Raw genomic sequence first — 24,738 nt, forward strand, 5'->3', positions numbered from 1 at the left:
GGTGACCGGCATCGACCCAGACAGTTTCGACCCGAGCGGTATCGAGCCAGGCGGTATCGACCCGAGCGGTATCGAGCCAGGCCGCATCGACCCGAGCGGTATCGACCCGGCTGACCTCGAGATCTGCCTGCGCGTCCTCGACAGGGCCGCCGCGCTCGGCGAGGACCACCCCGACTCCATCCGGGTGCAGCGGTCGGTGGGCCACATGTTCAAGCTCCTCAAGAAGACCCGCCGCGCCGAGGTGCGCCGCGCCCGCCAGGAGGCGGACAAAGCCGTCATCGAGGCCACCGCGACCGGCTCGCCCACCCGCATCGACGACGAGACCGCCGGCATCCGCCTGGTCTCCAACACCCCGGGCGCCGTCGCCGGCCACCTCCAGCGCGCGATGGCGTGCTACGTCTGCAAGCAGCGCTTCACCCAGGTCGACGCCTTCTACCACCAGTTGTGTCCCCGGTGTGCGGCGCTCAACCGGGCCCGGCGGGATCCGGAGATGGATCTGACCGGCCGGCGGGCCCTGCTCACCGGCGGCCGCGCGAAGATCGGCATGTACATCGCCCTCATGCTGCTGCGCGCCGGCGCCGACGTCACCATCACCACCCGCTTCCCCCGCGACGCCGCGCGCCGGTTCGCCTCGATGGACGACCACTCCGAGTGGGCCGACCGCGTGCACGTGATCGGCGTGGACCTGCGCGACCCCGCCCAGGTGGTGGCGCTGGCCGACGAGGTCGCCGCCGGCGGCCCGCTGGACATCCTCATCAACAACGCGGCCCAGACCGTGCGCCGCTCCCCCGGGTCGTATTCCGGGCTCGTCGAGGGCGAGTCGGCCGCACTCACCGGCCGCGCCGCCGACATCCCCGTGGTCACCATGGGCCGCACCTCCGAGCTGCACCCGGCCGCCCTCATGGGAGGAGAATCCGCGCTGATCGGGTCCGAGGAGGCCGAGCGCGAGGCCGACCACATCGCGACCCTGGCACTGCAGGCCGGCTCGTCCTCGCTGGAGCGCATGGCCGCCGGAACCGCCATCGACGCTGGCGGGCTGCTGCCGGACGTGGTGGACCACAACAGCTGGGTGGCCACCGTCGAGCAGGTCGAGCCGATGGAGATGCTCGAGGTGCAGCTCGCCAACTCTGTCGCTCCGTTCATCCTCGTCTCGCGCCTGCGCCCCGCCATGGCGGCCTCGAAGGCGCGGCGCAAGTACGTCGTCAACGTCTCCGCCATGGAGGGGCAGTTCTCGCGGCGCTACAAGGGCGCCGGCCACCCGCACACCAACATGGCCAAGGCGGGCCTCAACATGCTCACCCGCACCTCGGCCGAGGAGATGTTCACCGAACACGGCATCCTCATGACCGCCGTGGACACCGGCTGGATCACCGACGAGCGCCCGCACACCACCAAGGTCCGGCTGCACGAGGAGGGCTTCCACGCGCCGCTGGACCTCGTCGACGGCGCCGCCCGCGTGGTGGACCCGATCGTCCGCGGCGAGGCCGGTGAGGACCTCTACGGCTGCTTCCTCAAGGACTTCGAGCCCAGCCCGTGGTGAACGTCGACGCCGCCCGCCGGATCCTCGCCGACGAGCTCCTGCCCACGATCCGCGCCGCGGTGGCCGATCTCGGCGGCGACGGGCCCGACACACTGGTGCACTCGCGGCCCACGACCGCGGGGTCGGATTGGCCCACCAACACCGCCGCCGCGCTCGTCCACCACCTGTGCGGGGTGCTCGCCTCCTGGGGCGCGTCGTGTCTCGGCGGCGAGGACGCGGACCGGGACCGTGACACCGAGTTCGCCTTCACCGGACCGGTGGGGCCGGAGCTCGACCGGCTGGGCGCGCTCATCGCACGGCTGCCCGGGTGGGTCGCCGCGGCGGTCGAACGCGGCGAGCTGGCCACTCCCGCCGGGACCACGGTCGACGTCGACGCCGCGCGCCGGGCGGGGACCTTCACCCCGGACTGGGTCGTGGGCCACATCCTGCACGAGGTCGCCGCCCACACCGGCCAGCTGCAGGTGACCCGCGACGTCCTGCTGTCCCGGGGCCGCTCGCGGTGAGTCCGACCCCGGTCCTGCTCGACTGCGACCCGGGCATCGACGACGCCCTGGCGATCGCCTACCTGGTGGCCGAACACCGCGCCGGGCGGATCGACCTGACCGGCGTGGTGTGCACGGCCGGCAACGTCGGGTTGGAGGACACGGTCGGCAACGCGTGTGCGTGGCTGGACCTGGCGGGCTCCGCGGAGCTCCCGGTGGCCGCCGGGGCGCCCGGCCCGATCGTCGTGCCCCACGTGCTGACCCCCGAGACGCACGGCCCCCGTGGGGCCGGGTTCGCGGAACTGACGACGACGACGAGGGCGGTCGATCCCCGCGACGGCGCCCGCCTCTGGGTGGACGCGGCGCGCGCACATCCGGGTGAGCTACTGGGGATCGTCACCGGGCCCTCGTCCACGCTGGCCCATGCCCTGGCGTTGGACCCCGCACTCCCCCGGTTGCTGGGCGGGCTCGTGGTGATGGGCGGGACGTTCCGTGGGCACCCCGGCAACACCACCCCGGTCAGCGAATGGAATGTCGACGTCGACCCGGAAGCCGCCGACCGGGTGTGTCGGGCGTGGGAGGACGCGCGCGCGGCCGATCCCGCGGTCCCGGCCCCGCTGTGGTGCGGGTTGAACCTCACCGAACGTGCGGTGTGGACCCCGGAACGGTCACGGTGCCTGCTCGAGACGTCGGGGTCGCCGCTGGCGCGGCAGTTGACCGAGGCGCTGCGGTTCTACTTCGGGTTCCACGACTCCGTCGGCGAGGGGTACCTCGCGCAGGTCCATGATCCGTTCGTCGCGTGGATGGCCCTGCACCCGCAGGCCGTGGTGGCCGAGGTGGCGCACGTGCGGGTCGAGTGCGTGGGCGAGCACACGCGCGGGATGACGGTCGCCGATGTGCGTGGCCACCGGGGTCGGGTGGACAATGCCCGCATCGCGACCGATGTGCTGGTGCCGGGCGGGCCGGACGCCGTGCTGGACGAGATCTGTGCGGCGATCGTCTCGCTGGCGGGCCGGCCTGACTAGTTTCCCGGCCGCGTGAAGTTCCGGGTCGGCGGTGCCGGGTCGGGAACGCACTCGGCCGTGGCGTGCCCGCGCAGCGAGGTCGCGCACGCCACGCCGGCCGCGGCGCCGGTCCCCACGGCGATCGGCACGAGCTGCAGGCCGGTCACGATGTCGCCGGCGGCGTACACCCCGTCGACGCTGGTCAACTGCATCGCGTTGACGGTGAGACCGCCTTCGTCATCCAGCTCGCAGCCCAGGGACGTCGCGAGCTCGTTCGTCGGGTGGTGCGCGTAGGAGAAGAACACCTTCGATCCCGCGATCATCCTCCCGTCCGCGAGCCGCACCCCCTCCAACCGGCCGGGGTCGCCGACGAGTTCCCGGGCGACCCCGTCGACCACCTCGATGTCGTGCTCGGCACAGGCGGCGCGCTGGTCGTCGTCGAAGGCCGGGTCGGAGTCGCTCTCGGTGATGATCACGACCTCCGACGCCCAGTCCAACAGTTCGGAGGCGTACGCCGGCACGTGGGCACCCACGCCCAGGACGATGATCCGCTGGTCCGCGGCGGTGAGGCCGTCACACGCGGGGCAGTGGTGCACATCGACCCCGTAGTGTTCGTCGATCCCCGCGAGGTCGGGTAGCCGGTCGCGCACGCCGGTGGCGAGGATGATCCGCTTGGCGGTGACCGTGACGGGGTTCTCGTCCCCGCCGTCGGTGGTGGTGCCCGGCGCGATGCGTGCGACGAACCCGTCGTCGTCCTCCCTGACGAGGTCGGTGACGACCCCGCGGAGCCGGCGGACGGTCGGGTACTCGCTGAGACCCTCCTCGACATCGGCATAGAACCCGGCGGGCGTGGCGGGGCCGGTGCCGAGCATCCCGTGGATCTCCCGCGCCGCGAGGTTGCGTTGACACCCGGCGTCGACGAGCAGGGTGGAGCGGCGGTACCGGCCGACCCAGGTGGCGGCTGACAGACCTGCCGGGCCGCCGCCCACGATCAGGACGTCCACGCTCTCGGGAACGGGGTCGCTCGACGCGACCGCCCCGGGGTCGGCGTCGTCTGCGGGGGCGTGGGTCATGGCTCTCCGATCCATCACACGGGTGGTGTCACACTACGGAAAGTGAGGCGGCTCGATCACCGGTCCGCGTCGGTCCGCGCCGGTCAGCGACGCCACGGGCGACGCGGGTGGCCGAGGGGCCCGACTAGAACCGGTGTTAGGCTCCTCCGGATGTTCCGGTGGGCCCGTGGGCTCCCCCGGACAACGCCGTCGCCCCACTTCACCGCCCCGGGAGAGTCCATGAGGTCTGTCGCTGCCGCCCTGATCGTCGTCGCGGGTGGGGCGGTCGTCGCCGGGGTCTCGGCCCGTCGCGAGGCGGTGGCCGCCGGCGACGCCGAACCCCTTGCTGCCACCGTGCGAACCGCGGTGACGACCGCGCGGGAGACCGTACGGCGTCGGATCAGGTCGCGATCGGCGGCGGCGGTGCCCGCGGGGGGCCCCGACGCCGCGGCCCCCGAGGGATCGGGACCGGCGTCGTATCCGGCGCCCCCGGACCGGGCCGACCCGGGCACGGGCACGGGCACGGCATCCCGCGGGCTCGCCGGGGCCCGAGGGTTCGTGCCCGCCCTCGAGGGGATCCGCGGGCTCGCGGCAGTCGGCGTGCTGACCACCCACGTCGCGTTCGTCACCCGCGCCTCCACCGGGTCACCCGTCAAGCGGCTGTTCGGTCGACTGGACCTCGCGGTGGCGGTCTTCTTCGCCAAATCCGGGTTCCTGTTGTGGCGGTCCCACGCGGCCCACGCCCGCCGGGACGAGCCCGGGACCGCCCGGCCGACCAGGGAGTACCTGCGCTCGCGGCTGGTGCGGATCATGCCGGCGTACTCGGTGTTGGTCGCCGCGGCGATGCTGTTGCTCGAGCAGAACCACGTCAACGGCCCGGACTCGTGGATCGCCAACCTCACCCTGACGCAGATCTACACCTCGAACTTCCTCGTCGCCGGGTTGACCCACGCGTGGTCTCTGGCGGTGGAGATGGCCTACTACCTCGCCTTCCCGCTTCTGTGGACCGCGATGAAGGACCTGCGCGGCGACGCCGCCCGTTGGCGCATCCCCGCGATCGCCGCCTTCGGTGCCTCGGGACTCGTGTTCCCGATGCTCCCGTGGCACGCCCTCGGGCTGTTGCCGGCCGACGTCAACGTCCAGATTCTGCCCCCGTCGTTCACCGCGTGGTTCGCCGCGGGGATGCTCCTGGCCGAGGTCGCCACGGCGCCTCCCGGCACCCTCGCCCGGTTGTGCCGGGATCAGCTCTCGAGGTGGGGGTGGTGGGTCGCCGGCGGCGCGGCGCTGGTGGCCACCACGGTCCCCGGGTGGTTCACCGAGGGGTTCGTCCACCCCGGGCCGATCGAATTCGCCGCCCGCACCGGACTGGCGGGCACGATGGCCTTCCTCGTCCTGGCGCCTGTCGTCCTCGCCCCGGAGGGCACGCGCTTCCCGCTCCTGGAATCGAGGCCCCTGCAGAAGGTCGGCACCTGGTCCTACGGCGTCTTCCTGTGGCACCAGCTCGTACTGCACGCCGCGTTCCCCCTCACGCGCACCCGGCTCTGGGACAGGCGGATGGCGGTCATCTGGCCGGTCACCGTCGCGGGATCCCTGGCGGCGGGCGCGGCCAGTCACCACTGGCTGGAGGAACCCGCGCGCAGGGCGCTCGAGCGCCGCTGAGGCCCTCCCCGACCTCCGTCGGAGGAGTTTCGACCGAACCTGTCGATCCGGGCGGTCCCGTTCGTCACCATGATGTCGGCACACTCGCGTGTCCGACGTCCACCACGAACGGTCAGGAGATCGACATGAAGTACGTGCTATTGCTCTTCGGGAACATCGACGACGTCCGGTGCGGGGAGGCCGGACCGGAGGAATCCGTCGAGGGGCCCGGGCCGGAGGCGTTCATCGCGTTCGACGCCGAGCTCCGGGCCGCGGGAATCCTCGCCGGTGGTTTCGCCCTGGAGGACCCGGAGACCGCGGTCAGTCTCGCGGCCCCCGCCGGTGGCGGCGACCCCGTCATCACCTCGGGTCCGTTCGCGGAGAGCCGCGAGTTCGTCGGGGGCACGATCATCATCGACGTGCCCGACATCGACGCGGCGCTCGCGTGGGCGAGGCGATGCCCGGGAGTGCACGGTGGTCGGGTCGAGGTCCGCGCGATCGCCGAGTACTGACGGACGCCGGGCACTGACGGACGCCGGAAACCGATGACCGAGGGACCGGGAGGCGCGACGGGCGCGGATCGCGGGGCGCCCGGTGACGGCCGACCCGGGGTGGACGAGAGCACCACCCCGGGGCGGTCGGCGACCGACGCCCTCGCCGCGCTCCGGCGAGAGGACCGCTCGCGACTGCTCGCGGCCCTCACGTCCCGGTTCGGTGACCTCGACCTCGCCGAGGACGCGACGCAGGACGCCTTCGCGGCCGCGCTGGAGACCTGGCCGGGCACCGGAGTGCCGGAGAAGCCCCTCGCCTGGCTCATGACCACCGCGACCAGAAAGGCGATCGACCGACTCCGGCGACAGCGGGCTCTGACGGAGCGGTTGGCCCGGCTGCATGTCGAGCAGGAACACCGGGTGGCCCGTGCGGTGGAGGTCTCGCCGGCGGACCCGGACGAGATCCCGGATGAGCGTCTAGAGCTGTTCTTCGCCTGCTGCCACCCCACCCTGAGGGTCGAGGAGCAGGTCGTGCTCACGCTCCGGTGCCTGGCGGGGCTGACCACCGCCGAGATCGCCCAGGCGTTCCTGGTGCCGGTGCCCACGATGCAGCAGCGGCTGGTCAGGGCGAAGAAGCGGATGCGGGTCACCCGGATCCCGGTGCGGGTGCCTGGGAGCGCGGAGCTTCCCGCTCGGCTCTCGTCCGTCCTGACGGTGATCTACCTGGTCTTCTCCGAGGGGTACGCCGCCACGGAGGGGGCGGACCACCTGAGGAGGGATCTGACGCGGGAGGCGATCCGGCTGGCCCGGATCGTCCATCGTCTGATGCCCACCCAGCCGGAGGTCACCGGTCTGCTGGCGTTGGTGGTGCTGATCGAGGCCCGCGCGTCCGCACGGACCGGTCGCGACGGGATGCCCGTTCCCCTGGCGGACCAGGACCGCCGCACGTGGGACCCTATTCTGCTGGAGGAGGGCCTGTCGCTCGCAGAGCAGGCTGCCGCGGGCGGCCCGGGCCCGTACTCCGTTCAGGCCGCCATCGCCGCCGTGCACGCCGAGGCCCCTGACTTCGCGTCGACGGACTGGCGGCAGATCGTGGCCCTCTACGATGTGCTCCTGATCCTCGCTCCCGGTCCGGTGGTCCGGATGGCGCGAGCGGTGGCCATCGGGCGACGAGACGGGCCGGAGGCGGGGATCGCCCACCTGGACGAGTTGTCCGCGGACCCTGCGCTCGCCGGGCACCATCCGTTCCACGAGGCGAGGGCCGTCACCCTGGAGTTGCTCGGGCGTCCGGAGGAGGCGCGCCGGGCGTGGGCCCGCGCCCACGCACTCGCCCGCAACGAGGCCGAGCGTGACTACCTCCTGCAGCGCTGGTGGGATGCCTGAAGCTCGTGCGTCGGGTAGCTCGACTCGCCTTCCCTTCCCCCTCGACCCATGGCAGGTTAGGCTAACCTCACGCCGCGACCTCCAGGTGCCGGCGCCGCATCCCCGAGGAGGATCCCACATGACCGCCAGTCCGCTCCCCCAGCACGACCGGGACCCCGAGTCCGTCGCCGGGCACTGGCTTCTGGCGCGTATCGGCAAGAAGGTTCTGCGTCCAGGCGGAAAAGAATTGTCCGAATGGCTGGTCTCGGCCGCCACCGTGACGGGGAAGCGCGTGGTGGAGTTGGCTCCCGGGCTCGGACTGACCGCAACCCTGCTACTGAACGAGAACCCGGCGTCGTATGTGGGCGTGGATTCGGATCCCGACGCCGTCGCCGTCGCCCGTGACACGATCGGCGGCCGGGGTGAACTGGTCGTGGCGACCGCGCAGAATACGGGGCTGGAGACCGCCTCCGCCGACATCATCATGGGCGAGGCCATGTTGACCATGCAGGGCGACTCCGCCAAGCGGCAGATTGTCGCGGAGGCCGGCCGGGTGCTCGGACCGGCCGGGCGGTATCTGGTCCACGAACTGTGCCTGGTCCCCGACACACTGGACGACGAGATCAAGACGGGTATCCGCAAGGACCTCGCCCGTTCGATCCGGGTGAACGCGCGGCCACTGACCGTAGCGGAGTGGATCCACCTGTTCGACGAGGCCGGCTTCGGGGTCGAGAGCACCGAACTCCGCCCGATGGCGTTGCTCCAGCCCCGCCGTGTCCTCGCCGACGAGGGCATCGTCGGCGTGGCCCGGATCGTCCGAAACCTCCTCCGCGACGCCGACGCCCGCCGACGAGTTCTCGCCATGCGTAGGACCTTCGTCGCGCACGACCAGCACATGAGCGCGGTCGGGTTCGTACTGCGCAAACGCTGACCACGCCGCGGCACACGAAATCCGCTACTCTCCCTCCGGATCCGCTACCCGATTCCGAGTAGCAGATTGGCAGTGCGAGTAGCGGATTTCGTGTGGGCGGTCGGGGGCGGTGCGCGGCCTGCGCACTGCGCACGACGGCGCCCGGCAGGGTCAGGAGTCGAACGCGTCGATGATCGCCTGCGCCGCCAGTGCGGCGGTGAGCGTCCCCTCGCGGACCTGACGCTCGACCTGCGGAGCGATCCGGCGCACGTCCGGGTCGGCGGACAGCCGGGCCATCAGGGTGTCGTGGACCATGGACCACGTCCAGTCGACCTGCTGTCGCGCCCGCCGGGCCTCCACCTCGCCGATGCCGGACATCGTCTCCTGGTGCGAGCGGACCGCGTCCCAGAAGCGGTCGAGGCCCTCGGCCTCCAGTCCCGACATCGTGAGGACGGGAACCTTCCACACCGCGTCGGACGGACGCACCAGCCGCAGCGCGGCCGCGAGCTCGCGGGCGGCCCGCGCCGCGTCCTTGACGTGTGGCCCGTCGGCCTTGTTCACCGCCACGATGTCCGCCAGCTCGAGGACACCCTTCTTGATGCCCTGCAGCTGGTCACCGGTGCGGGAGAGGGTGAGGAAGGTGAAACAGTCCACCATCCCGGCCACCGTCACCTCGGACTGGCCGACGCCGACGGTCTCCACGAGGATCACGTCGAAACCGGCGGCCTCGAGCAGGACCATCGTCTCCCGAGTCGCCTTGGCCACGCCGCCGAGCGTGCCCGACGTGGGTGAGGGTCGGATGTACGCCCTCGGCTCGGTGGACAGGGTGGCCATCCGGGTCTTGTCGCCGAGGATCGAACCGCCGGTGCGGGTGGAGGACGGGTCGACGGCGAGGACCGCGACCTTGTAGCCCTGCTCCAGCAAATACAGGCCGAAGGACTCGATGAACGTCGATTTTCCGACCCCCGGCACCCCGGTGATGCCGATCCGCAGGGACCCGCCGGCGTGCGGCAGCGCGCCCAGGAGGAGCTGTTGGGCCTTCTCCCGGTGCGCCGGACTGGTGGACTCCAACAGGGTGATCGCACGGGCGAGGACCGGACGCCGGTCCTCGAGCACCCCGGAGAGCAGGGCGTCGACGTCGATCTCGCGCCGCGGTCGCGGCCCGGTGGGCGAGGGCACCGGGCCGCGTACCGAACCGGTGCCGGCCGTGGTCGACAGACTGCCCGACAGGTTGCCCGACCCCGCGGGATCGGGTCCGGAGCCGGGGCGGGTCAGGACGTCACCTCCGAGCCGGCCCCCTCACCCGAGGACGCCGACGCCAGGTCGTGGCCGAGCTCGGCCGCGAGAGCGTCCAGCAGACCGATCGCGGCCTCGGCGATCACGGTGCCCGGCGGATAGATCGCGGCGGCGCCGGCGTCGTAGAGCTCCTGGAAGTCGCCGGGCGGGATGACGCCGCCGACGGTGACCATGATGTCCTCGCGGCCCACCTCGGCCAGGGCCGAACGCAGTGCGGGCACCAGGGTGAGGTGACCGGCGGCCAGGGAGGACACGCCCACGACGTGGACGTCGGCGTCGGCGGCCTGCTGGGCCACCTCCTCCGGCGTCTGGAACAGGGGGCCCATGTCGACGTCGAAGCCCAGGTCGGCGAAGGCGGTGCCGACGACCTTCTGGCCGCGGTCGTGCCCGTCCTGCCCCATCTTGGCGAGCAGGATGCGGGGACGGCGCCCCTCCTGCTCGGCGAACGAGTCGGCCATCCGCATGGCACGGGTGACGTTGTCCACGGCGCCCTCCTTGGTGACCTCCTGCCGGTACACACCGGACAGGGTCTTGATCTCGGCCTTGTGACGACCGTAGACCTTCTCCAGCGCGTCGGAGATCTCCCCGATGCTGGCGTACGCGCGGGCGGCATCGATCGCGAGGGCGAGCAGGTTGTTGTCCATGTCGCTGCTCGCCCCGCCGGAGGCGGCCTCGGTCAGGCGGGCCAGGGCCGCCTGGCAGGCGTCCTCGTCCCGCTCCGCCCGCAGCTTGTCCAGCTTCGCCAGCTGCTCGGTGCGGACCCGCGAGTTGTCGACCTTGAGGACCTCGATCTCCTGGTCCTCGGTGACGACGTACTTGTTCACGCCGATCACGGGCTGGCGACCCGAATCGATCCGCGCCTGCGTACGGGCGGCGGCCTCCTCGATGCGCAGCTTGGGGATGCCCTCCCCGATCGCCTGGGCCATACCGCCGGCCTCCTCGATCTCGAGGAGGTGCAGACGGGCCTTGTCGGCGAGCTGGGCGGTGAGCCACTCGATGTAGTACGACCCGGCCCACGGGTCGATCGGTCGCGTGGTCCCCGACTCCTGCTGCAGCAACAGCTGCGTGTTGCGGGCGATGCGCGCGGAGAAGTCGGTGGGCAGTGCCAGCGCCTCGTCGAGGGCGTTGGTGTGCAGCGACTGCGTGTGCCCCTGGGTGGAGGCCATGGCCTCGATGCAGGTGCGGGCGACGTTGTTGAAGACGTCCTGCGCCGTCAGGGACCAGCCCGAGGTCTGCGAGTGGGTGCGCAGCGACTTGGACTTGGCGTTCTTCGGCCCGAACTTCTCCACCAGCTCGCTCCACAGCAGACGCCCGGCCCGCAGCTTGGCGATCTCCATCGAGAAGTTCATGCCGATCGCCCAGAAGAACGACAGGCGGGGCGCGAACTTGTCGATGTCCAGCCCGGCGTCCAGGCCCGCGCGGAGGTACTCCACGCCGTCGGCGAGCGTGTACGCCAGCTCGAGATCGGCCGTCGCACCCGCCTCCTGGATGTGGTAGCCGGAGATGGAGATGGAGTTGAAACGCGGCATCATCCGGGACGTGTAGGCGAAGATGTCCGAGATGATCCGCATGGAGGGCTTGGGCGGATAGATGTAGGTGTTGCGGACCATGAACTCCTTGAGGATGTCGTTCTGGATGGTCCCCGCGAGCTGCTCCGGCGTCACCCCCTGCTCCTCGGCCGCGACCACGTAGAACGCGAGGATCGGCAGGACGGCGCCGTTCATCGTCATGGACACCGACACCGACCCCAGGTCGATGCCGTCGAACAGCTCGCGCATGTCGAGGATCGAGTCGATCGCCACGCCGGCCATGCCGACGTCGCCGGCGACCCGCGGGTGGTCGGAGTCGTACCCGCGGTGCGTGGCCAGGTCGAACGCCACCGACAGGCCCTTCTGCCCGGCGGCGAGGTTGCGCCGGTAGAAGGCGTTGGACTCGGCCGCCGTGGAGAAGCCCGCGTACTGACGAATCGTCCACGGCTGGTTGACGTACATCGACGGGTAGGGCCCGCGGAGGAAGGGCGCAGCGCCCGGCACGGTGTCCAACGGGAAGGGGGTGACCTCCTCGCCGTCGTCGGTCGGGGCGGTGCCCGCCTCCACGGCGTCACGGTCGGCCTTGGTGTAGACGCGCTTGACGTCGATACCCTCCGGTGTCTCCCAGTGCGCGTCGGCGGCGATGCCGCCGGAGACGGCCACCGCCGCGGCAGCGGTGCCGGTGCCGTCGGTGGCGTGGAGCGGAGCGGTGCTGAAATCGGGGAAGGTCGTCATGTCACTTCACTCCCAGCTGGTCGAGGAGGGTGGTCAGGGCGGCGACGGCGTCGATGCCGAGGGCCAGGTACCCGTCCGGGCGGTCGGAGGCGTCGGCCGGGAAGCCCCTCTCGGCACCGGCGAGGTACACCGTCGACACCCCGGCGTCCCGCAGGGCGCGGACGGCGTCGGAGCCCTCGGTCGCGTAGCGCTTGTCGGCCCCACAGAGCACGGCGATCTGCTCGCCCTCGTGCGCACCGGCGTACTGGCCGGCCTCGGTGACGACCGGGTTGCGTGCCACGATGCCGCCGGCGGCGAGCAGGTTGGCGACGAACGTCACGCGGGGTGTCGTCTCCGCCTGCGGGCCGAGACCTGCGATGAGGACGGTCGGCCGGCTGCCGGTGGCCTCCAGGTGGGCGTCGGAGCGGTCCCGCAGGTCCTCGAACGCGCGGCCGTAGCGGTAGTCCCCGCCGCCGCGGCGGGACGCGTCGAGCGGCTGCTCGTCGAGGTTGGGGAACTCGGACACTCCCGTGATCGGGGCGGTGCGGTGGGCGATGTCGGCGTCGCGGGCCTCGCGCACCCGGGCGATGGCGTCGGCGACGGTGCCCGAGGAGATCGCGGCGGTCAGGCCGCCCTCGGCCTCGATGGTCTGCAGCGCCGACCAGGCGGCGTCGGCGAGGGAATCGGTGAGCGACTCGACGTACCAGGAGCCACCGGCCGGGTCCACGACGTGGCCGAGATGAGACTCCTCGAGCAACAGGAGCTGGGTGTTGCGGGCGATACGCGCGGCGAAGGACCGCGAGGTGCTCTCCAGGCCGCCCGGCACCGAGGCGTCGAACGGGAGGACCGTCACCGAGGTGGCGCCTCCGACCCCGGCGCCGAACGCGGCGAGGGTGGTGCGCAGCATGTTCACCCACGGGTCGCGGCGCGACATCATCGCCGACGAGGTGACCGCGTGCTGGGGCGCCCCGCCGGCCTCGGGGGCGCCGAGGAGCTCGGCGACCCGGGCCCACATGAGCCGGCCGGCGCGGAACTTGGCGATCGAGGCGAACTGGTCGTCGGTGGCGGCGAGCCGGAACGAGACCTGGCGCAGCGCGGCGGCGGCGGGCAGTCCCGCCGAGACGAGCGCGCGGACGTACTCGAGCCCGGCGGCGACGGCATAGGCCAGCTCCTGGGCGTCACCGGCACCGTCGGCGTGGAACACCGTGCCGTCGGCGACGAAGGTCCGGATGGTCTCCTCGCGCTGGCTGACCCGCGAGGCCAGCTGGACCGCGGCGTCGAGCCCGATCGACTCGGTCCCCGCATAGGCGGCGGTCACGGGCGCAGCGCCCAGGTCGGCGATGACGGCGGCACGGTCGGTGACCCCGTCCCCCGCGGAGCGGCGCTCGTCGAGCAGGGCGAGGAACGCCTCGGCCACCTCCTGCAGGTCCGCGCCCGAGTCGAGGGTCACCGGCGCCAGGTCCAGGTAGACGTCCTTGAGAACCGCGGCCAGGTCGGCGGCCCCCGACGTGAGCCACAGCGCGGAGACGCCCTGGTTCAACAGGTCCAGTACCTCGGTGTTGACCTCGGAGGGCTCCTGGGTGACCTCGACACGGGAGCTGACGTGCCACCCGCTCTCAGGCAGTCCCGACCGGTCCCCGCCACGGACGTAGGGGAACTGGCCGGGCGCGGGGCGCTCGTCGATCTCGTCTTCCCGCGTGTACAGCGGGTTGACCTCGATGCCGTCCCGGGTCGTGGCGACCAGGGCGCGCCAGGCGTCCTCGGGCATGTCGGCGGGATCCTTGCGGGCGGCCTTCGCGAGGACGGCTCCCACAGAGGCGTACCAGGAGTGAAGGTCTGGACCTGTGGTCGGACTGGACACCGGTACCTCGTTCTCGTGTGGAGTGAAGGGGGTCACCCCCGGACTCTAGTCGAGCCCCCTGCGGGCTCGGTACACGCAGGTGCGGTCAGGGGGACCTGCGGGGGAACGCGCCCGGGGCGGTGGCGACTACAGTCGTCCCGGTGCGGAACCGGGCGATCGCGTGGGTGGCGGCCGTGGGGCTGGTGATCCTCGCGGTGACCCTCGTGCCGACCCCGGGGTTGGAACAGTTCCGCGAGTGGGCCACACATCTGGGACCCTGGTTCCCCGTCGCGTTCTTCGCCGCGTACGCGATCGTCACCATCGCCCCGGTCCCCCGGTCGACGTTCACCTACTCCGCCGCGGTGCTGTTCACCCCGGCCGTGGCCATCCCCTGGTCGCTGGTGGCCAGTTGCATCGCGGCGACACTGGCCTTCGCCGGGGTGCGCCGCCTCGGGCACGACCGGACGGCCGCGTTACGGGCGGACCCACGGGTGGCCTCGATCGACACGCGACTACGGCGGCGAGGGTGGCTCTCGGTGGGCAGCCTGCGCCTGGTGCCCGCGGTTCCCTTCTCGGTGGTCAACTACGCCGCTGCGCTGACCTCGATCTCCTACCCGCAGTTCCTCCTGGCCACCCTCGTCGGCAGTGCGCCGGGAACCGTCGCGGCCGTCCTCCTGGGGCATTCTCTGACCGAGGGCGACGGCACGGCGGCTCTCTGGGCGACCGCAGGGTTCGCGGCGGTCGGCCTGGTCGGGATGGTCCTCGACGCCAGACTCCCCGTCAGACCGGTTCGGTGACGAAGTCGACCAGGCGCTCCACCGCACCGAGCAGTGCGGGCTCGATGTCCCGGTAGGTGCTCACGGAGGCGAGCACGTGGCGGAACCCGTCGGCGGGCTCACCCCAGCCCAGGCGCTGACAGATGCCGGTCTTCCAGTCCTCCCCGCGGGGCACCACGGGCCATTCGCGGATGCCCACCGCGGAGGGTTTGACCGCCTGCCAGATGTCCACGTACGGGTGGCCGGTGACGAGGACGTTCTCGCCGAGTCCGGCGACGATCCGTGATTCCTTGCTCCCCTCGACGAGGTGGTCCACCAACACGCCGAGGCGGGCACGACGGGTGGGGCCGAACTCGGTGACCAGGGAATGCAGGTCGTCGATCCCGTGCAGCGGTTCGACCACCACGCCCTCGACCCGCAGGTCGTGACCCCAGATCTTCTCCACCAGAGCCGCGTCGTGGATGCCCTCGACCCAGATACGTCCCGCACGGGCGGTCCGGGCGCGCAGCCCCTCGACCTTCCGCGACCCCGACGCGGTGACCGCGGGTCCCCGCCGCGCCGCCGGCGCCGGCCTGCGCAGTGTGACCGGGGAGCCGTCGATGAGGAAGGCCGAGGGGGTCATCGCGAAGAGGCGCACCCGACCGCGCCGGTCCTCGAGTCTGACGAACTCGCCGTCGTGGGACCGGTCGAAACCCACCACCGCGCCGCAGAACCCGGACCCGGCGTCCTCCACCACCAGGTCCCGTTCGGCGTCGACGACGGGGACCTCCGGGCGGCGGCGTCGCGCCGTGCCGGACAGGATGTCGGAACCGTACATGTCTGCCATGGCCAGACACCGTAGCCGTCGTCGCGCCGGGGGTGCCGACGGCACACCGCCGGTAGGATTGATCGTCATGTCCCGACCCCTCACCCGCGGTACCGCGCTGTCCCCGGCGTGGCCGCTGCCGCTGCACCTCCTACGCACCGCGTGGGCGGATCAGCCGTTCGACGAGTTGACCGCATATGTCTCCGGTCTGGCGGAATCGCACCTGCTGGAGATCGTCGGAGAGCCCGTTCCGGCACTGGCCGAGGTCTCCCCCACCGCCGGCCCCGCGGGGCTCCTGCCCGGTCTCGTCACCTCGCTCCGACGCGCCGGGCGTTCACACCCGGCTCCGGAGGCGCTGTCCCTGCTCACGACGGCGCCCGGAGACTCCTCGAGCCTGCCTCCGGTCCCGGCGGTCCGCGCGGATGTCGCCGACGCCGGGTGGGGGGTCCTCGTCCGCGATCCCGACTCGCGGGACGCCGTGTGCCTCACCTGTGTCCAACCGCACCCGGATGTCCTGCGGTGGCGGGCCCGCGGGGTGCACGACTGCCCCGTCGCGCCACAACCGGCCGGCCCCTCGGAGGCGCTGGCGGACCTGGGCGGGGCCGTCGTGGAGGCCGCGGACCTCATCGAGCGCACGGCCGTGCGCACCAACGGCGTGGCCCGCGTCGACCTCCCTTCCCACGTCACCCGCCTGCCGGCCGGGCTCCCGTCCCGCGTCCTCGAGTTGGTGGACAGGATCGACAGGGTCGAGGCGATCATCTCCGTCGCCCTGGCGCAGCCGGAGGTCGGGGTGGATCCCGCCGCGCGTGAGCCGGTGCTCCGGCGGCTCGTCGCGGTGAAGGACGCCGCCCGCCGGTCCGCTGTCGCCGCAGCCGGCGACGCGGCGCTCAGATCCCTCTGAACAGCCTGCGGCGCCGGCAGGCGTCCGCGACCCCGGTCACGCTCTCCGCGACGGGGCGGGGCAACAGTCGACCGCGCACCGGGCCCCGTTCCGGGTGCAGCCCAGGGACGGCACGTCGCCGAGCCGACCGACCTCCTCCCCCGTCTCGAGCTCCTCGAGCAACTGCAGGATCATCTCGGTGAATTCCGGTGACGGGCCGGGGGTCGCGCACCGGGTGATACGGACGCCGAGGTCCTCGGTGTCCTCGACGAGTTCGGTGTCGAGGTCCCAGATCACCTCGACGTGGTCGGAGATGAAGCCGACGGGGCACACCACGACGTCGCGGATCCCCCGATGGGTGGCGAGGTCCCGGACGTGGTCCACGACGTCCGGTTCGAGCCACGGCACACTCGGCGGCCCCGACCGGGACTGCCACACGACGTCGTACTCGTCCACCCCGACCGCTGCGGCGATGAGGCGCGCGGCGTCCTTGACCTGACGGCTGTAGAGGTGGCCGCCGTGCTTCTTGGGGCCGGCGGTGGCGTCGGCGGTGTTCGGGACGGAGTGCGCGGTGAACACCAGTCGGGGTTCCCCGCCGGTACCGACGCCGGCGCCGTCGGAGTCGGCGTCGCGGGCCAGCCGGCGGGCGTCGTCGAGAGCGCGCGACAGGTCCGCGGCGAACCGTTCGACGAACTTGGGATGGTCGTGGAACTGACGCAGACGCACCAGCGTGGGGGCGTCCCCGACCGCATCGCGGGCCCGCTGGATGTCCTCGTGGTACTGCCCGCAGCCCGAGTATCCGCCCCATGCCGAGGTGGCGAAGACCGCCGCGGTGCGGATGCCGTCGTCGCGCATCTGCGTGAGGGTGTCCTCGAGGAACGGGGTCCAGTTGCGGTTGCCGAAGTAGACCGGCAGTTCGCGGCCGCGGCGGGCGAGTTCGGCCTCCACACCTCCGATGATCTCGCGGTTGAGATCGTTGATCGGGCTGCGGCCGCCCAGCTGGCGGTAGTGGGTCGCCACTTCCTCCAGGCGTTCCTGCGGGATCCCCCGGCCCCGGGTGACGTTCTCCAGGAACGGGATCACGTCGTCCTGCCCCTCGGGCCCGCCGAACGAGAGCACGAGCAGAGCGTCGACCCGCCCCACGGGGTCGTCCGTCGATCCGGTCATGTCACTTCTCCTGTCCACTGAACGAGACCGTTCCCGCCCCGCCGTCCGCGTAGATCACGGTGCCGGTGGTGGCGGTCATGAGGTCGGAGAGGAGGGCGACGGCCGTCGTCGCCACCGCGGTGGGATCGTTGACGTCCCATCCCAACGGCGCCCGCCGGTCCCATTCGTCCTGCATCTGGTCGAGTTCGCCACCGGGGCCGAGGGCCTCACCGGCGATCGCCTTGGCCGCGAGGGTCTTGACGGGCCCGGCCGCGATGAGGTTCGAGCGGATCCCGTCGGGTCCCAGGTCGCGGGCGACGTACCGGTTGACCGCCTCGAGGGCGTTCTTGGCCACGGACATCCAGTTGTAGAACGGCATGGAGAACCGCGGGTCGAAGTCCAGGCCGATGATCGAGGCGCCGCGGTTCAGCAGGGGGTGCACCGCCTTCGCGAGCGACGCGTACGAGTAGGCGGAGACCTCGAGAGCGACCGCCACGTCCTTCCAGGGCGCGTCGAGGAAGGGGTCCCCGAGACAACTGGGAGGGGCGAACCCGATCGAGTGCACGACCCCGTCCAGGGAGTCGGCGTGCTCCCGCACCCGGTCGGCCAACGCGGCCAGATCGTCCTCACTCTGGACGTCCAGCTCGATCACGGGTGGGCGTTCGGGCAGTCGCTTGGAGATCGCCTTGACCAGGGAAGGGCGTCCGAACGCCGTGAGGATGACCTGCGCACCGTGCAGTTGGCAGTGCTTGGCGATGTGGAACGCGATGGAGGCGTCGGTGATGACGCCGGTGACGAGGATGGTCTTGCCGGACAGCAACCCGGTGCCAGCCCCGGTGGTCTCGCTCGTATCGGTCTGGCCCATGTCAGTGCCCCATTCCCATTCCGCCGTCGACGGGGATCACGGCCCCGGAGATGTAACCGGCGTCGTCGCCGGCGAGGAAGCTCACGACCCCGGCCACGTCCTCGGCCGAGCCCGTGCGTGCGAGCGGGATCGCGGCGACGGCCTGCTCCCGGGTCTTGTCGTCGAGTCCGGCGGTCATATCGGTGTCGATGAAGCCCGGGGCCACGACGTTCGCGGTGATGCTGCGTGAGCCGAGTTCGCGGGTCAGGGAGCGGGCCATGCCCACGAGGCCGGCCTTGGACGAGGCGTAGTTCACCTGGCCTGCGGTGCCCGACTGCCCGACCACCGAGCCGATGAAGATCAGGCGCCCGAACCGGGCGCGCAGCATCCCGCGGGACGCGCGCTTGGCCACCCGGAACGCCCCGGCGAGATTGGCGTCGAGCACGCTCGTGAACTGCTCGTCCTTCATCCGCATGAGCAGGGTGTCGTCGGTGGTGCCGGCGTTGGACACCACCACCTCGACGGTGCCGAACTCGGCCTCGACGGCGGTGAAGGCGGCGTCGACCGAGTCGGGATCGGTGACGTCACACTCCACGCCGAAGAGGCCCTCGGGGGCCCCGGATCCGCGATGGGTGACGGCCACGCGGTGGCCGTCGGCGTGCAGCCTCACGGCCACCGCCCGCCCGATTCCGCGGCTGCCTCCGGTCACGAGGACCGTTCTCGGGGTGGTGCCGGGCGTGCTCTCGGAAACCATGGCCCCCACCCTAGCGAGCCGGGGCGGACGGTTCGGTGCTGGTCCGCTCTCCGGACGAAGTCGGGGTCACGGGATCCGTCGGTGGGCGGCCAGCGATCCCGCTGCGGCGGCCATCCCGAGGAGCGTGCCGATGACGAGCCAGGGCCGCGAGGCGTCCGCCTTCTTCCACTCGTAACCGATCTGCTCCTCGAGGGTGCGGTATACGGAGTCGAGTTCCTCGAGGCTGGAGGCGGTGAAGAAATCGCCTCCCGAGATCTCGGCGATCCGGCGCAGCGATGCATCGTCGACGGGCACCGGCTGGGGCCTGCCCTGGATGTCGACGGTGCCGTAGAGGGTGCCGAACGAGATGGTGGAGACGGGGATGCCGGCCTCCGCGGCACGCTCGGCGGCGGTGAAGGCGCCCCGCTCCTCGGTGGGGTCGGCCGGGACGGTCTCCTTGCCGTCCGACAGCAGGACGACCCTCGCCGGCGGTGCCTGGTCGGGGCCCCCGAGGCTCTCGGTGAACGTCGTGATCGCCTGGGTGGCGGTGTAGATGGCCTCGCCGGTGGCGGTGCGCTCGTCGAGGGTGAGTCGCTCCACCGCGCGGATGACCGGCCCCCGGTCGGTGGTGGGGGCGACGAGCATGGAGGCGGTGCCCGCGTAGGAGACCAGGCCCAGGTTGACCCCCTGGGTCAGGTTGCCCGCGAAGGTCGTGGCCGCTTGTTGCGCGGCCTCGAGGCGCGACGGGGAGACGTCCGTCGCCTCCATGGACAGGGACACGTCGACGACGAGCATGACGGTCGCCCGGTTCCGCGGGACCTTCTGCTCCTTCTGTGGGCCGGCGAGAGCGACGACGAGGAAGAGCAGCGACAACACCAGGAGCACCGCCGGGACGTGCGTGAACCAGCGGCGGCCGCGACGGTCGACGGTGCGCAGCACGCCGAAGTTGCCGAACCGCACGGTCCGGCGCTTCTTGGAGCGCAACGCGATGATGTACCCCACGGCGAGGGCGACGGGGACGATCAGCAGGATCAACCAGAGGGGGTGCTGGAACTCGGACAGGCTCACCGCGACGGCACCTCCTGTACCCCGGGATGGTCGTCGGGCAGGTCCCTCACCAGACTGTCGCCGGTGGGGAGGCCACCCTGGCGGCGCGCGCCGACGAAGTCGATGACGTCCCGGATCCAGTCCCGGTCGGTCCGCAGCGCGAGGACGGGTGCGCCGCAACGCCTCAGCGCGGAGTGGACCAGGACGCGGTGCTCCTCGGCTGCGCGGCGGTAGTCGACTGCGAGGGCGTCGTCGACGTCCAGCTCCAGCACCTCCCCGGTGGCGGGATCCTGTAGCAGGGCCGCGCCCACGGCTGGCAGGGAGATGTCGAGAGGATCGGCGACGTGCACGGCGAGGAACTCGTGGCGGGTGCCGAGGACACGGAGCGACCGTTCCCAGTCCACCTCGGACAGGAAGTCGGAGACGACGACCACCAGACCGTGGCGACGGGTGGCGTTGCGTACGGCGCGGAGGCAGTCGTCGATCGAACCGCCGGGTGAGACCCGTGGCGTCGCCCGTGACACCTCCTCGAGCAGCCGCCGCACATGGTCGCGGCCACCCGCTGCCCGCAGGACGCGGGGGCGACCGTCGCCGGTGAGTACCAGCCCCACCCGGCTCCCGGCCCCCGCCGAGAGGAATCCGACGGTGGCGACGGCGGCCTCGACCAGTCGCCGCTTGGCGCCGTACCGGCCCTCCACATCGAGGCTCGGTGCGAGATCGACGACCAGCCAGGTCTCGAGCTCGCGGTCGGCGATGGTCTGGCGGATGTGGGGAACGGTGGTCCTGGCGGTGACCGACCAGTCCATCGTGCGGACGTCGTCCCCGGGTTCGTAGGCCCGGGCCTCACCGGGCTCGGTGCCCGGCCCGGGCAGCAGTCCCCGGTGGTCGCCGTTGAGGACGCCGTCGAGTCGCCGGGTGACGAGCAGTTCCAGCCGCGCCAGGGCCGCACGTGACGACGCGTCGACCGGGTCGTCGCGTCTGCCCTCGTCCGCGGTGGTCACCGTGACGGCGGCGGGCCGGCCTGGGCGGGGACCGCGCTGATCTGCGGGAGTGGCACGGCCTCGAGCACACGGCGCACCACGGTGTCGGCCGTGACCTCGTCGGCCAGGGCGTCGTAGGTCAGCACGAGACGGTGACGAAGGACCGCCGGCAGGACGTCGACCACGTCCTGCGGAACGACGTAATCGCGCCCACGGACCAGGGCGAGCGCGCGGGCGGCGGTGACGGCTCCGAGGGTGGCGCGCGGGGAGGCGCCGTAGGACAGCCATCGCGCGACGTCCTCGAGCCCGTGCCGGGCGGGTTCGCGGGTGGCGACCGTGACCCGCACGACGTAGTCGACCAGTGCATGGTGGACGAACACCTCGCGGACCGCCTGCTGCAGACGGATGAGGGCGTCCACGCCGAGGACCTGCGAGGGCTCGGGAGGGGTCGAACCCATCCGGTAGACGATCTCGCGTTCCTCCTCGGGGGTCGGGTAGTCCACGACGAGCTTGAACAGGAAACGGTCCCGCTGAGCCTCCGGGAGTTGGTATACCCCTTCACTCTCGATCGGGTTCTGCGTGGCCATGACGAGGAACGGGCTGGGCATCGGGAAGGTCTGCCCGCCGATGGAGACGTGCCCCTCCGCCATGACCTCCAGCAGCGCGGACTGGACCTTGGCGGGCGCCCGGTTGATCTCGTCGGCGAGGACGAAGTTGGCCAGGATGGGACCGAGTTCGACCTCGAACTCCTCGCGCCCCTGCCGATAGATCCGGGTGCCGACGATGTCGGCGGGGACCAGATCAGGAGTGAACTGGAGCCGCCGGAAGCCGCCTCCCACCACGGTGGCGAACGTCTCCACCGTGAGGGTCTTGGCCACGCCCGGGACACCCTCGAGCAGGATGTGCCCCCGCGAGAGCAGGCCGACGAGGATCATCTCGATCAGTCGGTCCTGGCCCACCACGACCTTCTTGACCTCGTAGACCGCGCGCTCGAGGAGCCGGGCGTCCTCGGCGGCCGTCGAGGCGCTCACCGCGAGGGAGTCGCCGGGCTTGCTCGATGGTTCGGGGTGGGGATCGGTCACCGCGGAGGGCTCCTTCGCGTGGTCGGGTGTTCCGGGCGCCCTGCCGGCGCCGTCCGAACGGGCTGGGGACGACAGTACCGCCTGCCCCGGTCAGACCAGCCGGACCACCATCGGCGAGATCCCGGCCATCCGCACGGGCGAGATCTTCACGACGTCGCCCGACTGCGGTGCCTCGACCATCCTCCCGTCGCCCAGGTACAGGGCGACGTGACCGGGCCAGAACAACATGTCCCCACGCTGGCGGGTGGCCACGGGGTGCTGCGGCCCGGCGGTGTACTGGTACCCGGTGTAGTGCGGCAGGGCCTTGCCGATCCCGGCGAACGCGTAGATCATCAGGCCCGAGCAGTCGAAGCCGATCTTGTTGTAGTCGCCGTGACGGTCGGCGACGCCGCCGTCACGGATGCCGCGGGTGGGGCCGTTGGCGTCGCCGCCTCCCCACGCGTAGGGCACCCCGAGTTGCGACAGGGCCCGGTTCACCACCGTTTCGACCCGCGCGCTGTTCGACGGCGCGCCGGAGTTGCCGCCCTGACCGGGTGCGGGTGCCGGAGCGGCCGGGCCCTGGGCGATCGAACCGAAGTCGGCGCGGCTGATCGCGTCCGCGACCTGCTGCACGATCGCCTCGGTGTCACCCCTGATCCCGGCGTCGACGGCCGCGCCGACACTGCCGGCGTCGATCGTTCCGCCGATGGCGCGGGTCGCCTGATCGGAGGATCCCCCGGCGAACTGTCGTACCGCACCGAGGTCGAGATGCGACGGGAGGGCGGAGGCGATGTCGGCGGCCTGCTCCACCGCCTCCGGCTGCGCGGCGAGAGCGGAGATCGCCTCGTCGCGCAGAGCGTCGGCGTCGACCCCGTCCCCGGGGTCGACTCGCGGCCCGGCGGGGGTCGCCCCCGACTCCGCGAGGGCGGAACGGTGCACTTCCAGCTCCGCGGTCAGCGCGGCGACCTCCTCCTCGAGAGCGAGGACGTCGTCGGCGACCCGGGACACCTCCGCCTCCGCGGAGTCCCGCCGGGCGGCGGCGTCCGAGTAGCGTTGCTCCGCGGCATCGCGGGCGGCGACGGCCTCGGCCTCGCGGCGGGCGGCTTCATCGGCGGCCGCCACCATCTCCCGCACCACGGTGCGCTGGTCGGCCGCCGCACGCCGGAGATACTCCTGCCTCAGGCCGGCGTCCGCGGGTCCGCCGGGGGCGAGGATCTCCGACGCCGCACCCGGTGCGGTCCCCTGCCGGTGCAGCAGGCGCGAATAGTCGTCCAGGGCGCCCCTCGCGGAGTCGACACCGGACTCGGCCCGTTCCCTCTCGGCGGTGGTGCGATCGGCGTCGGCGATCGACCGATCCAGCTCGACCCGTGCCATCTGAAGATCGACGAGGCTCTTGTTGACGCCCTCGCGCTGCACCGCGATCTGCTCGCGGGTCTCGTCCAGCCGCGCGGTGGCGTCGGCGACCGCACGGATCAGACCGGAGACATCGCCCGGCGCGACCGCCGAGACCTGCTGGGCGCCCGCGACGGGGGGCTGAAGCGCCGCCCCGGCGGTGCCCAGCACCAGCACCGCCGCCAGCGCCACCCGCCCGGGCGCTCTCCCGGGATTGCCACGTGTACGTACCCCTCGGGCACGGTTCGACCGATAGTCAGGCTCCACGTTTCACCTTCCGCTGACCGCACCGGGGTGCGGCTGACCGCGCGTCCCGTACGCGGGACGCGTGACCGAGGCGGCGTCGGCGGCCGGTGATGCCTTCCCCTGCGCCACTGGAGCCTCAAACCGACTCGGCAGAACCTAGTGTTCCTTTAGCACCGTAGGTCACAGGGAACACATGTGAAACATTGGGCGGAAAAATACACTGCTGTAACTTCTATAACAGCAGGCGGGACGGCGTGTCGCGAACTGGACACGTCGACCGGAATACGGCGGTCAGCGCGAGCGGCGCCGCAGAACGACCGCGAAGAGGGCCACCGCCAGCACCGCCACCACGATCGCGACGGCGGTGAGGGTGCCCCACGGCGGAGCCGGGGCGGTGATCTTGTGGGCGAACACCGACGCGGAGACCACCGGATCGAACTCCTCCCAGGCGTCGTCCTGGCCGGCCTCGAGCTGATGGCGTGGGATCGAGTCACTGGAGCTGCCGATGAAGACGGGTGTCCGCACGAGGATCGTGCCGTCGTACTCCTCGCCCAAGAACGCCGCGAGGTCGCGGGCGTCCGTGTAGACGGCCGCGGGCGCCTCGGTGTAGACCACCTTGAGGTCGACGCCACGGTCGCCGGCTTCGTCCACCACGGTTCGCAGACCCTCGACGAACGGCTCCGGGGCGGAGACGCCGTCGTCGGCCAGATCCGCGACCACGGCGTGGTAATCCAGCCAGGGAGGAACCTCGCCCTCCCGCAACGACATGATCGGCTCGTCCTCGTAGGCGAGCACGGTCACGGAATCCGCGGGGTTGTCCACGCCCGACATGGTGCCATCTCGGCGTCGTCACCCACGAACCCACGCGCCGCCCCGACCGACAACCGCAGTCGCGTGCCCACGTTCGGGCGTGCCGGGACCTATACAGGACGGGCGTACTGGTAAATTGGCGGCCGAAGACGGATCAGAG

Annotated in this window: 22 protein-coding genes; 9 read left to right on the forward strand and 13 right to left on the reverse strand. The window is 71.8% G+C overall.

Going from position 1 to position 24,738, the window contains the following annotated elements; genetic code table 11:
- The first annotated feature begins 70 nt into the window (after positions 1 to 70).
- Genes L8M95_RS01130 through L8M95_RS01140 form a run of 3 tightly spaced genes read left to right on the forward strand, consistent with a single transcriptional unit; the run spans position 71 to position 3,047 of the window.
- A complete protein-coding gene (locus L8M95_RS01130; RefSeq protein ID WP_260489115.1) occupies positions 71 to 1,540 on the forward strand; it encodes an SDR family oxidoreductase in 1,470 nt (489 codons plus the stop codon).
- On the forward strand, positions 1,534 to 2,043 hold the full coding sequence (locus tag L8M95_RS01135) for a DinB family protein (RefSeq protein WP_260487521.1): 510 nt from the start codon (positions 1,534 to 1,536) through the stop codon (positions 2,041 to 2,043). Before L8M95_RS01130 ends, L8M95_RS01135 begins: the two co-directional genes overlap by 7 nt.
- Complete coding sequence (locus tag L8M95_RS01140; protein ID WP_260487522.1) at positions 2,040 to 3,047, forward strand: nucleoside hydrolase; 1,008 nt, start codon at positions 2,040 to 2,042, stop codon at positions 3,045 to 3,047. Before L8M95_RS01135 ends, L8M95_RS01140 begins: the two co-directional genes overlap by 4 nt.
- Here L8M95_RS01140 and L8M95_RS01145 read toward each other — a convergent pair.
- The gene (locus tag L8M95_RS01145; protein WP_260487523.1) at positions 3,044 to 4,099 is read right to left on the reverse strand and encodes an NAD(P)/FAD-dependent oxidoreductase; all 1,056 of its coding nucleotides are present in this window, start codon (positions 4,097 to 4,099) and stop codon (positions 3,044 to 3,046) included. The genes L8M95_RS01140 and L8M95_RS01145 overlap by 4 nt on opposite strands.
- Positions 4,100 to 4,318: 219 nt before the next feature.
- Between L8M95_RS01145 and L8M95_RS01150 the strand changes: the two genes are divergently transcribed.
- The 4 genes from L8M95_RS01150 to L8M95_RS01165 all read left to right on the forward strand — a co-directional run bounded on the left by L8M95_RS01150 (position 4,319) and on the right by L8M95_RS01165 (position 8,500).
- Complete coding sequence (locus tag L8M95_RS01150) at positions 4,319 to 5,737, forward strand: acyltransferase (protein WP_260487524.1); 1,419 nt, start codon at positions 4,319 to 4,321, stop codon at positions 5,735 to 5,737.
- A gap of 125 nt (positions 5,738 to 5,862) precedes the next feature.
- The gene (locus L8M95_RS01155) at positions 5,863 to 6,228 is read left to right on the forward strand and encodes a YciI family protein (RefSeq protein ID WP_260487525.1); all 366 of its coding nucleotides are present in this window, start codon (positions 5,863 to 5,865) and stop codon (positions 6,226 to 6,228) included.
- Positions 6,229 to 6,261: 33 nt separating this feature from the next.
- Positions 6,262 to 7,590: an RNA polymerase sigma factor gene (locus tag L8M95_RS01160; RefSeq protein WP_260487526.1), complete on the forward strand. Its 1,329-nt coding sequence runs from the start codon at positions 6,262 to 6,264 to the stop codon at positions 7,588 to 7,590.
- A 118-nt stretch (positions 7,591 to 7,708) separates the two neighbouring features.
- On the forward strand, positions 7,709 to 8,500 hold the full coding sequence (locus L8M95_RS01165) for a class I SAM-dependent methyltransferase (RefSeq protein WP_260487527.1): 792 nt from the start codon (positions 7,709 to 7,711) through the stop codon (positions 8,498 to 8,500).
- Between the two features lie 150 nt (positions 8,501 to 8,650).
- Here L8M95_RS01165 and meaB read toward each other — a convergent pair whose 3' ends face one another.
- From meaB to L8M95_RS01180, 3 genes are all read right to left on the reverse strand, one after another.
- Complete coding sequence (meaB, locus tag L8M95_RS01170; protein ID WP_260487528.1) at positions 8,651 to 9,658, reverse strand: methylmalonyl Co-A mutase-associated GTPase MeaB; 1,008 nt, start codon at positions 9,656 to 9,658, stop codon at positions 8,651 to 8,653.
- A 92-nt stretch (positions 9,659 to 9,750) separates the two neighbouring features.
- Entirely contained in the window at positions 9,751 to 12,039 is a 2,289-nt protein-coding gene (scpA, locus tag L8M95_RS01175) for a methylmalonyl-CoA mutase (protein WP_260487529.1), read from the reverse strand.
- Position 12,040: 1 nt separating this feature from the next.
- A complete protein-coding gene (locus L8M95_RS01180; protein ID WP_260489116.1) occupies positions 12,041 to 13,879 on the reverse strand; it encodes a methylmalonyl-CoA mutase family protein in 1,839 nt (612 codons plus the stop codon).
- Positions 13,880 to 14,019: 140 nt separating this feature from the next.
- Between L8M95_RS01180 and L8M95_RS01185 the strand changes: the two genes are divergently transcribed.
- The gene (locus L8M95_RS01185; protein ID WP_260487530.1) at positions 14,020 to 14,655 is read left to right on the forward strand and encodes a TVP38/TMEM64 family protein; all 636 of its coding nucleotides are present in this window, start codon (positions 14,020 to 14,022) and stop codon (positions 14,653 to 14,655) included.
- Here the strand turns inward: L8M95_RS01185 and L8M95_RS01190 are convergent.
- Positions 14,639 to 15,460 (reverse strand): DUF3097 domain-containing protein, encoded by an 822-nt coding sequence (locus L8M95_RS01190; RefSeq protein WP_260487531.1) that lies wholly within the window; start codon positions 15,458 to 15,460, stop codon positions 14,639 to 14,641. The two genes, L8M95_RS01185 and L8M95_RS01190, sit on opposite strands and share 17 nt — an antisense overlap.
- Positions 15,461 to 15,527: 67 nt before the next feature.
- Between L8M95_RS01190 and L8M95_RS01195 the strand changes: the two genes are divergently transcribed.
- A complete protein-coding gene (locus L8M95_RS01195) occupies positions 15,528 to 16,340 on the forward strand; it encodes a hypothetical protein (protein ID WP_260487532.1) in 813 nt (270 codons plus the stop codon).
- Between the two features lie 36 nt (positions 16,341 to 16,376).
- Here L8M95_RS01195 and L8M95_RS01200 read toward each other — a convergent pair whose 3' ends face one another.
- From L8M95_RS01200 to L8M95_RS01235, 8 genes are all read right to left on the reverse strand, one after another.
- Complete coding sequence (locus L8M95_RS01200; RefSeq protein WP_260487533.1) at positions 16,377 to 17,486, reverse strand: ferrochelatase; 1,110 nt, start codon at positions 17,484 to 17,486, stop codon at positions 16,377 to 16,379.
- 1 nt (position 17,487) lies between these two features.
- Positions 17,488 to 18,330 (reverse strand): NADH-dependent enoyl-ACP reductase InhA, encoded by an 843-nt coding sequence (gene inhA / locus L8M95_RS01205; protein ID WP_260487534.1) that lies wholly within the window; start codon positions 18,328 to 18,330, stop codon positions 17,488 to 17,490.
- Position 18,331: 1 nt separating this feature from the next.
- Positions 18,332 to 19,063, reverse strand: a complete 732-nt coding sequence (fabG1, locus tag L8M95_RS01210) for a 3-oxoacyl-ACP reductase FabG1 (RefSeq protein ID WP_260487535.1) — start codon at positions 19,061 to 19,063, stop codon at positions 18,332 to 18,334.
- A gap of 66 nt (positions 19,064 to 19,129) precedes the next feature.
- Positions 19,130 to 20,110, reverse strand: coding sequence for a VWA domain-containing protein (locus L8M95_RS01215; RefSeq protein ID WP_260487536.1), 981 nt, complete (start codon positions 20,108 to 20,110; stop codon positions 19,130 to 19,132).
- Positions 20,107 to 21,090: a DUF58 domain-containing protein gene (locus L8M95_RS01220; protein ID WP_260487537.1), complete on the reverse strand. Its 984-nt coding sequence runs from the start codon at positions 21,088 to 21,090 to the stop codon at positions 20,107 to 20,109. The genes L8M95_RS01215 and L8M95_RS01220 overlap by 4 nt, the downstream gene beginning before the upstream one ends.
- Positions 21,087 to 22,226, reverse strand: a complete 1,140-nt coding sequence (locus L8M95_RS01225; protein ID WP_396119725.1) for an AAA family ATPase — start codon at positions 22,224 to 22,226, stop codon at positions 21,087 to 21,089. The genes L8M95_RS01220 and L8M95_RS01225 overlap by 4 nt, the downstream gene beginning before the upstream one ends.
- A gap of 15 nt (positions 22,227 to 22,241) precedes the next feature.
- Positions 22,242 to 23,714, reverse strand: a complete 1,473-nt coding sequence (locus L8M95_RS01230) for an NlpC/P60 family protein (RefSeq protein WP_260487538.1) — start codon at positions 23,712 to 23,714, stop codon at positions 22,242 to 22,244.
- Between the two features lie 345 nt (positions 23,715 to 24,059).
- Complete coding sequence (locus L8M95_RS01235) at positions 24,060 to 24,590, reverse strand: DUF6676 family protein (protein ID WP_312027434.1); 531 nt, start codon at positions 24,588 to 24,590, stop codon at positions 24,060 to 24,062.
- Positions 24,591 to 24,738: the final 148 nt, after the last annotated feature.

Source organism: Dietzia sp. B32, from assembly GCF_024732245.1.
Classification (GTDB): Bacteria; Actinomycetota; Actinomycetes; order Mycobacteriales; family Mycobacteriaceae; genus Dietzia.